Here is a 12,246-nt window from a genome sequence, read left to right as displayed (position 1 = left end):
GCAACAGGATCGCCATTTGATCTGAGGCACCGCAGGTCAGACGCCCGCACCTGCCTCAGATAGAACGACAACGGACAGCCGAGGCGCAGATGCAGTTCCTTCAGGCGCCGCGGCACCTTGACCGACCAGCTGTTGTCGCGGAAGTGCCGGCGGACCTCACCCATGATCGTGGGCACCGCGAACGACACGAAGTCCGAGCCGGTCTCCACGTCGAAACGGACCACCGCGTTGACCAGTCCGACCCGCGCCACCTGGACGAGGTCGTCACGCGGTTCGCCGCGCCCCTCGAACCGGCGGGCGATGTGATCGGCCAGGGGCAGGCAACGCTCGACGATCTTGTCCCGTTGACGCTGGAATTCCATCGAGCTGGCGTCCACAGTGGCCAGCTCACGGAACATCTCCGGGACATCGGCGTACTCGTTCGGGCGCGAGACCGAACCGCCGGCAGCTGGTGGGGTCACCTGCTGGAGGCCGCCCGTCGCGCCGTCAGAGTGATACCGAAAACACTGCCGGTTTGGTTCGGTTCGCGACCATCGTGAAAAGTCTGGACGTCGTCGGCCAACGACGTCAGCACATGCCAGCTGAAGCTGCCGGGCGCGACCACGTCGTGGGTATCGCACGCCGCGGACGCCTCGACCACCAATTGGTCGTCCTGCGGGTCGACCACCACGACCAGGGTTGCGTCGGGGGTGGCGCAGCGGATCAACCGGGTGCACACTTCGTCGACCGCGAGCCGCAGATCCGCGACGGCGTCGAAGTCCAAGTCCTCAAAGGTGCCGATCGCACCGACCAGCGTCCGCAGCATCGCGAGGTTTTCCAGGCGTGCCGCGACGTGCAATTCGACGGCGCGCTGACCGCGCTGACGCTTGTTAGTGCGCAATCCCGCATCGTTCATATGGTCTCCCGGCAATGATTGACTGACACTACTACCGCTCCGCAGCCCGCCGTGGACCGTCCGTTCGAGCCGATTAGTCATGGGTGCCACCGGGTATTCGGCCCGCTATGCATGGGCCGAAAACCACCGAGACGGTTCGGGTACGGCGGCTCAAGCGCGTGGCGGTGATCGCCGGGATCGCGCTGTTCGTATTGATAGTTCTCGCTGTAAGCATCTATGTCGGTGTCTTCGTGATCCTGTCCCCCATGATGGGGTGACCACGCTGACGCAACCCTTCCGGCACTCATCATGGTGCACACGTGATACCCACTGGACGGGCCGGGTAACCCCCCGCGTTCGCTTCCTCGAAAAAAATGTTTGGTGCTCAGGTGGGCCGCGGCGGACGCGCTCCTAGCTGGCGGGCCGCTGCCTGTGCACCTCGGGGTGTTCGGCGTACCAGCGATCCGCGATCCGGCGGATCCGCCGGTGTTCAATCGCCAACCACACCAACCCGAGGACCGCGGCGATGACCGCCAGGACGCCCGCGGTCATGCCCTCGTTGTAATGCCCGGTGCCGAAAGCCGCCAGGCTTCCGCACCCTCCGATCACACCGGCTACCACCAAGAGGTAGCCGGGCCAGTGCAGTACGTCGATCAGCGACTCGCCGGCGAGCGGCCGCGTTGTCCGTAGATGGTCGACGGGGTCGTGAAAGGTGTCTCCCATGGCTGCTCCTAGTGCAGATGTTGTAACTCATGCGCAGCTCAATACGGGTTGCACCATCAACGGTAGATCCCCCGGAAGGCTTTTGGCGAGACCCAGTCAGAGCGTGAGCGCCGGACCTGCGATCGGGGCCACGCCCAGGGCCCCCATCAGCACCATCAGCGTGAACAAAAACCAGCCCGCGCCGTGCCACGCCCACCACATGCCCTGCGCCTTCCACACGAGATAGGTGCGCAGGAACGCCCAGAGCCCGGTCGCCAGCAGAATCAACGGTGCCCCCAGCGCCAGCAACGTTCGCTGCGGCGCGCCGCAGGCCACCGTGTCGACTCCGTTGCCCGGGCAGGTGCTCACCCACAGCGCGGCCATGACCAGGAAGCCGACCGCCGCGGCCGCGGCCACTACTGCGAACCGGATGGCGGCGCGCACCTCGCCGTCCTGCTGTCCCAAGCGATCACCACCCGATCGCTCATCCGCCTTGTGCATCCGTGCCCCTCATATCCCCCGCCTGGCCAATGCTTTGTTCATCGTTTGCTGCGCCGCATTAGTTACCGCGCGACGACAAATTGTCCGACAGCCGGCCGCTGCATTCGCGCTGGCACTAGCGAAGTGCGCATGGCAACAAATACCCATCGGCAAACCCGGTAAAACGGCTCAGTTCTAGGTCGCGGCGGTCAAAGCCCCGCGTATGGCACGTAGCGCCGCATCGATCTCGGCGCGCGACACGGTCAGCGCCGGACGGAAGCGGACCCCGTCCTGCCCCGCCGGCAGCATGATCACGGCACGTCGCCACAGCCGGCGGATCAGTTCGTCGCGATCGGCGGTGGTGGGCAGGCTGAACGCGCACATCAGGCCGCGGCCACGGGGATCCAAAACGACGCCGGGGAAGTCCCGGGCGAGTTCGTCGAGCCGGGCACGCAGGTAGGCGCCCTGTTCGGCGGCGTGGGCGATCAGCCCCTCGGCCTCGATCACCTCGAGGACGCGGCGGGCGCGCACCATGTCGGTCAGGTTGCCGCCCCACGTCGAGTTCAACCGGGAGGCCACCGCGAAGACGTTGTCTTTGATCTCGTCGACCCGTCGGCCACCCATGATCCCGCACACCTGCGTCTTTTTACCGAACGCGACGACGTCGGGTTGCACGCCCAATTGCTGGTAGGCCCAAGCGCTTCCGGTCAGCCCGCAGCCGGTCTGCACCTCGTCGAAGATCAGCAGGGCGTCGTATGCGTCGCAGAGTTCCCGCATCGCCGCGAAGAACCCGGGGCGGAAGTGCCGGTCGCCGCCCTCGCCCTGGATGGGCTCGGCCACGAAGCAGGCGATGTCGTGCGGGTGCGCCTCGAAGGCCGCCCGGGCCTGGCGCAGCGACTGGGCTTCCACGGCATCCATATCGGCGCCCGGCCGGATATAGGGCGCGTCGATGCGCGGCCAGTCGAACTTCGGGAAGCGGGCCACGGAGACCGGCTTGCTGTTGGTCAGCGACAGCGTGTAGCCGCTGCGGCCGTGGAAGGCGCCGCGCAGGTGCAGCACCCGGGTGCCCAACGCGGGGTCGATGCCGCGCGCCTGGTTGTGCCGGCTCTTCCAGTCGAACGCCACCTTCAGCGCGTTCTCCACCGCCAACGCGCCGCCTTCGACGAAGAACAGATGCGGCAGGGCGGGATCCCCCAGCACGCGCACGAAGGTTTCGACGAAGCGGGCCAGCGCGACCGAGGGCACATCGGGATTGCTCGGCTTGTTCAGCGCGGCCTGCAGAAGTTCGGCGCGGAACTCCTCGTCGTCCGCCAGCGCCGGGTGGTTCATGCCCAGCGCCGAGGATGCGACGAAGGTGAACATGTCGAGATAGCGGCTACCGTCGCGGGCGTCGACCAAGTAAGAACCGGCCGACCGTGTCAGGTCCAGGACCAGATCCAAGCCGTCGTCGCGGATGCTGCGCGCCAGCACCTCGCGGACGCGGTCGGGTGCTATTTGCTGGCCGGCGAGCGCGACGTCGTTCACGGCGGCGGTCATGCCATCAATGCTAGCGGAGCTTTTACGGAATTCTGATCAACAGGACGGAAAGGTTATGGTATGTACTGCCTATCGCTGTAAAAAGTATTGAGGATGATGGTGCTGCGGGTCTGCACGTTCGCCGTCGTCCGGATGCGTTGCAGCAGGTCCTCCAGCGCGCGGGCGGACTCCACCCGCACCAGCAGGACGTAGCTTTCCTCGCCCGCCACCGACTGGCACGATTCGATCTCTTCGATGTGTTCCAGGCGGGCGGGCGCATCATCGGGTTGAGAAGGATCCAGAGGGGTGATCGCCACGAACGCCGAGAGCAGGTGCCCGACGGCCTCCGGGCTGATCCGCGCGGCATACCCCGCTATCACGCCGCGCGACTCCAATCGGCGCACCCTCGACTGCACCGCCGAGACGGACAGGCCGGCGCTCGCCGCCAGCTCGGCCAGCGTGGCGCGCCCGTCGGCCACCAGCCGGCGCACCAGGATCCGGTCGATCTCGTCGAGGCGCCCGCTCATGGCCGGAGACTATCGCAGCGGCGGCGGCGTATGACCCCCGCAAACGGAAAGAATTGGCTGGTGACCTGGCAGCTGCGGGCCCAGTTCGCCGCCGGACTGTCGGCGATGTATGCCCACGAGGTGCCCGCTTACGCCACGCTGGTCGAGGTCAGCGGGCAGGTCAACGCCGACCACGTGGCGCGCCATCGTGACGCCGAACGGTTCGGGTCGCTGCAGCGGGTCACCGCCGAGCGCCACGGCGCCATCCGGGTGGGCAGCCCGGCCGAATTGGCCGCCGTGGCCGACCTGTTCTCCGCGTTCGGCATGCTACCGGTCGGCTACTACGATTTGCGCGCCGCGGCCCCGCCCGTCCCGGTGGTGTCGACCGCCTTCCGGCCCACCGCCGCCGATGAGTTGGCGCACAACCCGTTTCGGGTGTTCACGTCGCTGCTCGCCACCCGGGACCCGGTCTTCTTCGACGCCGACCTGCGCTCCCGCGTGGAGGGCTTCGTGGCGCGCCGCCAGCTGTTCGACCCCGCCCTGCTCGCCCGGGCCCGGACCGTCGCGGCCGAGGGCGGGTGCGCCGCCCACGAGGCGCGGGCCTTCGTCGCGGCGGCGGTGGCGGCGTTTGCCCTGTCGCGCGAACCGATCGACAAGTCGTGGTACGACGAGCTGGCGCGGGTGTCGGCGGTGGCCGCCGACATCGCCGGGGTCGGCTCCACCCACATCAACCACCTGACGCCGCGGGTCCTCGACATCGACGAGCTCTACCGGCGGATGACCGACCGCGGCGTCGCCATGATCGACGCCATCCAAGGACCGCCCCGCACCGACGGCCCGGCGGTGCTGTTGCGCCAGACCTCATTTCGGGCGCTGGCCGAACCCTGCCGGTTCCGCTTGGCGAACGGCGACATCGCCGACGGCAGCCTGCGGGTGCGCTTCGGTGAGGTGGAGGCCCGCGGTGTCGCGCTGACGCGCAAGGGCCGCGAACGCTACGACGCGGCGATGGGTGCTCCCGACCCGGCCGCCGTGTGGAGTGAGTACTTCCCGTCCACCGATGCCCAGTTGGCCGCCGACGGTCTGGCCTACTACCGCGGTGGCGATCCCTCGGCGCCCATCGTCTACGAAGACTTCCTGCCGGCGTCGGCCGCCGGCATCTTCCGCTCCAATCTGGACCGCGACACCGCGGCCCGTGACGCGACCGAGGACTCCTGTTACCACGCGGAGTGGCTCGCCGGGGCCATCGGCCGCGATATCCATGACCCCTACGCGCTCTACGAGGAGGCATCGCGATGAGTACCGAGGACTTACGGGCCCGGGCGCGCGCGGCGTTGGTTGCGGTCGGCGCCGACGCCGCTCTCGGCGAGCCGGGCGAGCACGGGCTGCAGGCCAGCACCCCGATCACCGGCGAGGTGCTGTTCACCGTCGCGCACACCACCGCCGAGCGGGCCGACCGGACGATCGCCGAGGCCGCCCAGGCGTTCACGGCGTGGCGCGGCACCCCGGCCCCGGTGCGCGGCGCGCTGGTGGCCCGCCTCGGTGAATTGCTCACCGCGCACCGGGACGACCTCGCGACGCTGGTGACCGTGGAGGTCGGCAAGATCACCGCCGAGGCGGCCGGTGAGGTGCAGGAGATGATCGACGTCTGCCAGTTCGCCGTCGGCCTGTCGCGTCAGCTCTATGGCCGCACAATTGCGTCGGAGCGGCCCGGGCATCGGCTGGCCGAGACCTGGCATCCGCTCGGCGTGGTCGGGGTGATCACCGCCTTCAACTTCCCGGTGGCGGTGTGGGCGTGGAACGCCGCGGTGGCGCTGGTGTGCGGCGACACGGTGGTGTGGAAGCCCTCGGAGTTGACGCCGTTGACGGCGCTGGCCTGCCAGGCGCTGGCCGACCGGGCGGCCGCCGACGTGGGCGCGCCGCCTGCGGTAACCGGCCTGATCCTGGGCGAGCGGGAACTCGGCGGACTTCTGGTGGACGACCCCCGGGTCGCGCTGGTGTCCGCCACCGGGTCCGTGCGCATGGGCCAGGTTGTCGGCCCGCGCATCGCCGCCCGCTTCGGGCGGTCGCTGCTGGAACTGGGCGGCAACAACGCGGCCGTCGTGACGCCGTCGGCCGACCTGGACCTGGCCGTGCGCGCCATCGTGTTCGCCGCCGCCGGCACCGCCGGCCAGCGCTGCACGAGTCTGCGCCGGCTCATCGTCCATCGCCGCGTGGCCGACGAGGTCGTCGCGCGGGTGGTCTCCGCTTTCGGCCGACTGCCCATCGGCGACCCGTCGGCCCCGGGCACGCTCGTCGGGCCGCTCATCCACGAGACCGCCTACCGCGACATGGTGGGAGCGCTCGAACAGGCCGGCGCCGAGGGTGGCGAGGTGATCGGCGGCGAGCGCCGGGAAGAGCACCTGCCGAGCGCCTACTACGTCGCGCCGGCCGTGGTGCGCATGCCCGAGCAGACCGCCATCGTGGCGACCGAGACGTTCGCGCCCATCCTCTACGTGCTGACCTACGACGACCTGGACCAGGCGATAGCCCTCAACAACGCGGTCCCGCAAGGGCTTTCCTCGGCCATCTTCACCACCGATCTGCGGGAGGCCGAACGTTTCCTGGCCGGCTCCGACTGCGGCATCGCCAACGTGAACATCGGCACGTCGGGCGCGGAGATCGGCGGCGCGTTCGGCGGGGAGAAGCAAACCGGCGGCGGGCGGGAGTCCGGTTCGGACGCGTGGAAGGCCTACATGCGGCGCGCTACCAACACCGTCAATTACTCCGACGAATTACCGCTGGCCCAGGGCGTGGAGTTCGGATAGACACAATGTGGTTGGTGTCTCAGGACCGGTGAGTACTATCTCTCACATGCCGACAGCCCGAAGGCGGTTATCCCCCGAGGATCGACGCGCTGAGCTGCTCGCTTTGGGGGCAGAAGTCTTCGGAAAGCGACCCTACGACGAAGTGCGCATCGACGAGATCGCCGAGCGCGCCGGAGTGTCCCGGGCGCTGATGTATCACTACTTCCCCGACAAGCGGGCCTTCTTCGCCGCGGTGGTCAAGGACGAAGCCGACCGGCTGTACGAGACCACCAACATGGACGACGCCACCGGCCTGACCATGTACGAAGAGGTCAGGATCGGGGTCATGGCGTACATGGCCTACCACGAGCAGAATCCGGAGGCCGCGTGGGCCGCCTACGTCGGGCTGGGCCGGTCCGACCCGGTTCTGCTGGGCGTCGAGGACGACGCCAAGAACCGCCAGATGGAACACATCATGAGCCGCATCCACGACCTCGTGGTCAAGATCTCGGGGACGAAGCTGGAGGCGGATGTCGAGCGGGACCTGCGGGTGATCTGCCATGGCTGGCTGGCGTTCACCTTCGAGACGTGCCGGCAGCGCATCATCGACCCCACCACCGACGCCGACCGTCTCGCCGATTCGTGCGCGCACGCGCTGTTCGACGCCATCGCCCGGGTGCCCGAGATACCCGAGGAACTGTCCCACGCGATGGCGACCGCTCGTATCGAACCGCGCTAGCGCGCGCTCTTGTCGGTGCCCCTTGGCACCATGGGTTAGGTGACCACCCGTGACCCGTTAGGCCGGTTCAGCGCGATCACGCGCGAATGGTTCACCAGCACGTTCGCCGGCCCCACCACCGCGCAGGCCGAAGCCTGGGACGCCATCGCCGACGGTGACAACACGCTGGTGATCGCGCCGACCGGATCCGGCAAGACGCTCGCGGCGTTCCTGTGGGCCCTGGACTCTCTCGCCAACCTCGCCGACCTCGCCAGCCTCGCAGGCGCCGCCGAAAAGCCGGCCGGCACCCGCGTGCTCTATGTGTCCCCGCTCAAGGCGCTGGCGGTCGACGTCGAGCGCAACCTGCGCACCCCGCTGGCCGGCCTCACCCGCATCGCCGAGCGCCACGGCCTGCCGCCGCCCGACATCAGCGTCGGCGTCCGCTCCGGCGACACCCCGCCCGCCGAGCGCCGCCAGCTCATCGCGCGGCCACCCGACGTGCTGATCACCACGCCGGAGTCGCTGTTTCTGATGTTGACCTCGGCCGCGCGCGAAACCCTGACCGGCGTGCACACGGTGATCGTCGACGAGATCCACGCCATCGCCGCCGGCAAGCGCGGCGCGCACCTGGCGCTGTCGCTGGAGCGGCTCGACGATTCACGAGAGGGGCCGCCCGCTCAGCGCATCGGGTTGTCGGCGACGGTGCGTCCGCCCGAAGAGCTCGCCCGGTTCCTGTCCGGTCAGCAGCCGACGACCATCGTGGCGCCCCGGGCGGCCAAGACCGTCGAGCTGACGGTGCAGGTGCCGGTGCCCGACATGGCCAACTTGGCCAACAACAGCATCTGGCCCGACGTCGAGGCGCGGCTGGTCGACCTGATCGAAGCGCACAATTCGACCATCGTGTTCGCCAATTCGCGGCGGCTGGCCGAGCGGCTCACCTCGCGGCTCAACGAGATTCACGCCGAACGCTGCGGGGTGGGCCTGTCGAGCGAGACCAACCCGAAGGTGGCGGGCGGGGCGCCCGCACACATCATGGGCAGCGGCCAGACCTACGGCGCCGACCCGATACTGGCGCGCGCCCACCACGGTTCGGTGAGCAAGGAACAGCGCGCCCAGGTCGAAGAGGACCTCAAGCGCGGGCTGCTCAAGGCGGTGGTGGCGACGTCGAGCCTGGAACTGGGCATCGACATGGGCGCGGTCGACCTGGTGATCCAGGTGGAGGCGCCGCCCTCGGTGGCCAGTGGCCTGCAACGCATCGGGCGGGCCGGCCATCAGGTCGGCGAGGTCTCCCAGGGGGTGCTGTTCCCCAAGCACCGCACGGACCTGATCGGCTGCGCGGTGACCGTGCAGCGGATGCTGGCCGGCGAGATCGAAACGATGCGGGTGCCCGCCAACCCGCTGGACATCCTGGCGCAACAGACGGTGGCGGCCGCCGCGCTGGAGCCGCTGGACGCCGACCGGTGGTTCGACACGGTGCGCCGCAGCGCCCCCTTCGCGACGCTGCCCCGCAGCGTGTATGAGGCCACCCTCGACCTGCTCTCGGGCAAGTACCCGTCCACCGAGTTCGCCGAGCTGCGCCCCCGCCTGGTCTACGACCGCGACGCCGGCACGCTGACCGCGCGACCCGGCGCGCAGCGGCTGGCCGTCACCTCCGGCGGCGCCATCCCCGACCGCGGCATGTTCACCGTCTACCTCGCCAGCGAGGCGGAAAAGCCGTCGCGGGTGGGCGAACTGGACGAAGAGATGGTGTACGAGTCCCGACCCGGTGACGTGATCTCGCTGGGCGCCACCAGCTGGCGAATCACCGAGATCACCCACGACCGGGTGCTGGTGATTCCCGCGCCCGGCCAGCCGGCCCGGCTTCCGTTCTGGCGCGGCGACGACGCCGGCCGCCCGGCCGAGCTGGGCGCCGCACTCGGCGCGTTCACCGGAGAGCTGGCCGGGCTGGACCGCGACGCCTTCAACACGCGGTGCGCGGGCCTGGGCTTCGACGCCTACGCGACCGACAACATGTGGGCGCTGCTGGACGAGCAGCGCACCGCCGCCGGGGTGGTTCCCACCGACACCACCCTGCTGGTCGAGCGGTTCCGCGACGAACTGGGCGACTGGCGGGTGATCCTGCACTCGCCGTACGGGCTGCGGGTGAACGGGCCGCTCGCGCTGGCGGTAGGCCGGCGGCTGCGCGAACGCTACGGCCTCGACGAGAAGCCGACCGCCTCCGACGACGGCATTGTGGTGCGATTGCCCGACACTTTTTCCGATTTCGCGTCCGACGCCGGCACCGACACCCCTCCCGGCGCCGAGTTGTTCGTCTTCGACGCCGACGAGATCGATCCCATCGTCACCGCCGAGGTGGGCGGTTCGGCGCTGTTCGCGTCGCGGTTCCGGGAGTGCGCGGCCCGCGCGCTGCTGCTGCCCCGCCGCCACCCCGGCCGCCGGTCGCCGCTGTGGCACCAGCGCCAGCGGGCCGCCCAATTGCTGGACGTGGCCCGCAAATACCCCGACTTCCCGGTGGTGCTGGAGACCATCCGCGAATGCCTGCAGGACGTCTATGACGTCCCCGCCCTGGTCGCGCTGATGGCCGGAATCGCCCAGCGCAAGGTGCGGGTGCTCGAAGCGGAGACGGCGCGGCCGTCCCCCTTCGCGGCGTCCCTGCTGTTCGGCTACGTCGGCGCGTTCATGTACGAGGGCGACACCCCGCTGGCCGAGCGCCGGGCCGCGGCGCTGTCGCTGGACAGCACGCTGCTGGCCGAGCTGCTCGGCCGCGTCGAGCTGCGCGAGCTGCTCGACCCCGACGTCATCGCCGCGACCGGCCGCCAGTTGCAGCACCTCGCGGAGGACCGGGCCGCGCGCGACGCCGAAGGCGTCGCGGACCTGCTGCGGCTGCTGGGTCCGATGACCGAGGAGGAGGTCGCCGCCCGGGCCGGCGGCGCCGAGGTGGGCGGCTGGCTGGAAGGCCTGCTCGCAGCCCGGCGGGCGCTCACCGTGTCGTTCGCCGGCCGCAGGTGGTGGGTGGCCATCGAGGACATCGGCCGGCTGCGCGACGGGGTCGGGGCGCCGGTTCCGCCGGGCGTGCCGGCCGCCTTCACCGAGGCGGTGGCCGACCCCCTGGGCGAGCTGCTGGGCCGCTACGCGCGCACCCACACCCCGTTCACCACGGCCGAAGCCGCCGCCCGGTTCGGGCTGGGGCTGCGGGTGACGGCCGACGTGCTGGGCCGCCTGGCGGCCGACGGCCGGCTGGTGCGCGGCGACTTCGTCGCCGCCGCGGAAGTTTCAGCGACCTCCGGCGCCGCCGGGAGCGAACAGTGGTGCGACGCCGACGTGTTGCGCGTATTGCGGCGACGCTCACTGGCCGCGCTGCGCGCGCAGGTCGAGCCGGTGAGCACCGCCGCCTATGGGCGGTTCCTGCCGGCGTGGCACCACATGTCGTCGCCTCAGTCGGGTATCGACGGGCTGATGTCGGTGATCGACCAGCTGGCCGGCGTCCGACTGCCGGCCTCGGCGATCGAACCGCTGGTGCTGGGCCCCCGGGTCCGGGGCTACTCCCCCGCCATGCTCGACGAGCTGCTCGCCACCGGGGAGGTGACCTGGTCGGGCGCCGGGTCGATTTCGGCCAGCGACGGCTGGGTCGCGCTGCACGTGAGCGATTCCGCGCCTTTGACCCTGACCGGGCCCGCCGAGATCGACTTCACCGACGCCCACCGCGCGATCCTGGACACGCTGGCCGGCGGGGGCGCGTACTTCTTCCGTCAGCTGGCCCAGGGCGGGATCCCCGATGCGGAACTGAAAGCCGCGCTGTGGGAACTGGTTTGGGCCGGGTGGGTCACCGGTGACACGTTCGCCCCGGTGCGCGCCGTGCTCGGCGGCGTGGGCAACCGCAAACGCTCGGCCCCGGCGCACCGGTCCCACCGGCCGCCGCGCCTGAGCCGATACAGCGTCGCGCACGCGCAATCCCGCCCCGCCGACCCCACCGTCGCGGGCCGATGGTCGGCCCTGCCGGCCCCCGAGCCCGATTCCACGGTGCGCGCCCACTACCAGGCGGAGTTGCTGCTGGGCCGCCACGGCGTGCTGACCAGGGGCGCGGTGGCGGCCGAGGGCATCACCGGCGGGTTCGCCACGCTCTACAAGGTGCTGAGCACCTTCGAGGAGGCCGGCCGGTGCCAGCGCGGTTACTTCGTCGAGTCGCTGGGCGGCGCACAGTTCGCCGTCGCGTCGACCGTCGACCGGCTGCGCAGTTACAGCGACGGGATTGACCCGGAGCGACCCGAATACCGGGCGGTCGTGCTGGCCGCCGCCGACCCGGCCAATCCCTACGGCGCCGCCCTGCCGTGGCCCGCGTTCGGCGGAGAGGGCACCGCGGCCGGGGCGCGGCCGGGCCGCAAGGCCGGCGCGCTCGTCGTGCTGGTGGACGGCCACCTGGCCTGGTTCCTCGAGCGCGGCGGGCGGTCACTGCTCACCTTCACCGACGACCCGGCGGCCCACCACGCGGCGGCCGCGGCGCTGGCCGACTTGGTCACTGCCCGGCGGGTGGCGTCGATTCTGGTCGAGCGCATCGACGGCGTGCCGGCGCTGCAGCCGCAGGATGGACCCGGCCGGGTGGGCAACGCGTTGCAGGAAGCGGGCTTCGCCCGCACACCGCGCGGGCTTCGGCTCCGGTAAGGCTGCGGT

The 12,246-nt window shown here is 70.4% G+C and carries 11 protein-coding genes; 5 read left to right on the top strand and 6 right to left on the bottom strand.

Going from position 1 to position 12,246, the window contains the following annotated elements; all coding sequences use genetic code 11:
- Both AWC17_RS29395 and AWC17_RS29390 read right to left on the bottom strand, forming a co-directional pair.
- Nucleotides 1-461 (bottom strand): sigma-70 family RNA polymerase sigma factor (locus tag AWC17_RS29395; protein WP_244193541.1); only part of this gene is annotated, 461 nt, incomplete at its 3' end.
- Nucleotides 458-895: an ATP-binding protein gene (locus tag AWC17_RS29390; protein ID WP_046186304.1), complete on the bottom strand. Its 438-nt coding sequence runs from the start codon at nucleotides 893-895 to the stop codon at nucleotides 458-460. The genes AWC17_RS29390 and AWC17_RS29395, both read right to left, overlap by 4 nt.
- A 107-nt stretch (nucleotides 896-1,002) precedes the next feature.
- On the opposite strand from AWC17_RS29390, the gene AWC17_RS32940 reads away from it, so the two are divergent.
- Nucleotides 1,003-1,152 (top strand): hypothetical protein, encoded by a 150-nt coding sequence (locus AWC17_RS32940; protein ID WP_167385660.1) that lies wholly within the window; start codon nucleotides 1,003-1,005, stop codon nucleotides 1,150-1,152.
- Between the two features lie 133 nt (nucleotides 1,153-1,285).
- On the opposite strand, the gene usfY is transcribed toward AWC17_RS32940, so the two are convergent.
- The 4 genes from usfY to AWC17_RS29370 all read right to left on the bottom strand — a co-directional run bounded on the left by usfY (nucleotide 1,286) and on the right by AWC17_RS29370 (nucleotide 4,098).
- A complete protein-coding gene (gene usfY / locus AWC17_RS29385) occupies nucleotides 1,286-1,597 on the bottom strand; it encodes a protein UsfY (RefSeq protein ID WP_046186305.1) in 312 nt (103 codons plus the stop codon).
- A gap of 96 nt (nucleotides 1,598-1,693) precedes the next feature.
- Entirely contained in the window at nucleotides 1,694-2,077 is a 384-nt protein-coding gene (locus AWC17_RS29380) for a hypothetical protein (RefSeq protein ID WP_046186306.1), read from the bottom strand.
- A gap of 174 nt (nucleotides 2,078-2,251) precedes the next feature.
- Nucleotides 2,252-3,592: an L-lysine 6-transaminase gene (lat, locus tag AWC17_RS29375; RefSeq protein ID WP_085165620.1), complete on the bottom strand. Its 1,341-nt coding sequence runs from the start codon at nucleotides 3,590-3,592 to the stop codon at nucleotides 2,252-2,254.
- Between the two features lie 53 nt (nucleotides 3,593-3,645).
- Entirely contained in the window at nucleotides 3,646-4,098 is a 453-nt protein-coding gene (locus tag AWC17_RS29370; protein ID WP_046186308.1) for an Lrp/AsnC family transcriptional regulator, read from the bottom strand.
- A gap of 30 nt (nucleotides 4,099-4,128) precedes the next feature.
- Between AWC17_RS29370 and hglS the strand changes: the two genes are divergently transcribed.
- The 4 genes from hglS to AWC17_RS29350 are packed head-to-tail and all read left to right on the top strand — an operon-like array spanning nucleotide 4,129 to nucleotide 12,237.
- Nucleotides 4,129-5,373 carry a 2-oxoadipate dioxygenase/decarboxylase gene (gene hglS / locus AWC17_RS29365; protein WP_085165618.1) on the top strand — a complete coding sequence of 415 codons (1,245 nt, stop codon included), beginning with the start codon at nucleotides 4,129-4,131 and terminating at the stop codon, nucleotides 5,371-5,373.
- Entirely contained in the window at nucleotides 5,370-6,881 is a 1,512-nt protein-coding gene (gene amaB / locus AWC17_RS29360) for an L-piperidine-6-carboxylate dehydrogenase (protein ID WP_085165616.1), read from the top strand. Before hglS ends, amaB begins: the two co-directional genes overlap by 4 nt.
- 46 nt (nucleotides 6,882-6,927) lie before the next feature.
- The gene (locus AWC17_RS29355) at nucleotides 6,928-7,599 is read left to right on the top strand and encodes a TetR/AcrR family transcriptional regulator (protein WP_046187255.1); all 672 of its coding nucleotides are present in this window, start codon (nucleotides 6,928-6,930) and stop codon (nucleotides 7,597-7,599) included.
- A gap of 39 nt (nucleotides 7,600-7,638) precedes the next feature.
- A complete protein-coding gene (locus tag AWC17_RS29350; protein ID WP_085165614.1) occupies nucleotides 7,639-12,237 on the top strand; it encodes an ATP-dependent helicase in 4,599 nt (1,532 codons plus the stop codon).
- The last annotated feature ends 9 nt before the right edge of the window (nucleotides 12,238-12,246 follow it).

This window comes from Mycobacterium nebraskense, from assembly GCF_002102255.1.
In the GTDB taxonomy this organism is placed as follows: domain Bacteria; phylum Actinomycetota; class Actinomycetes; order Mycobacteriales; family Mycobacteriaceae; genus Mycobacterium; species Mycobacterium nebraskense.
This window is presented reverse-complemented; position numbering and strand designations above follow the sequence as displayed.

What these genes read in the sequence shown, in the direction of transcription:
- AWC17_RS29390 (WP_046186304.1), bottom strand. Translation starts at nt 895, where the DNA reads ATGAACGATGCGGGATTGCGCACTAACAAGCGTCAGCGCGGTCAGCGC.
- AWC17_RS32940 (WP_167385660.1), top strand. Translation starts at nt 1,003, where the DNA reads ATGCATGGGCCGAAAACCACCGAGACGGTTCGGGTACGGCGGCTCAAG.
- usfY (WP_046186305.1), bottom strand. Translation starts at nt 1,597, where the DNA reads ATGGGAGACACCTTTCACGACCCCGTCGACCATCTACGGACAACGCGG.
- AWC17_RS29380 (WP_046186306.1), bottom strand. Translation starts at nt 2,077, where the DNA reads ATGCACAAGGCGGATGAGCGATCGGGTGGTGATCGCTTGGGACAGCAG.
- lat (WP_085165620.1), bottom strand. Translation starts at nt 3,592, where the DNA reads ATGACCGCCGCCGTGAACGACGTCGCGCTCGCCGGCCAGCAAATAGCA.
- AWC17_RS29370 (WP_046186308.1), bottom strand. Translation starts at nt 4,098, where the DNA reads ATGAGCGGGCGCCTCGACGAGATCGACCGGATCCTGGTGCGCCGGCTG.
- hglS (WP_085165618.1), top strand. Translation starts at nt 4,129, where the DNA reads ATGACCCCCGCAAACGGAAAGAATTGGCTGGTGACCTGGCAGCTGCGG.
- amaB (WP_085165616.1), top strand. Translation starts at nt 5,370, where the DNA reads ATGAGTACCGAGGACTTACGGGCCCGGGCGCGCGCGGCGTTGGTTGCG.
- AWC17_RS29355 (WP_046187255.1), top strand. Translation starts at nt 6,928, where the DNA reads ATGCCGACAGCCCGAAGGCGGTTATCCCCCGAGGATCGACGCGCTGAG.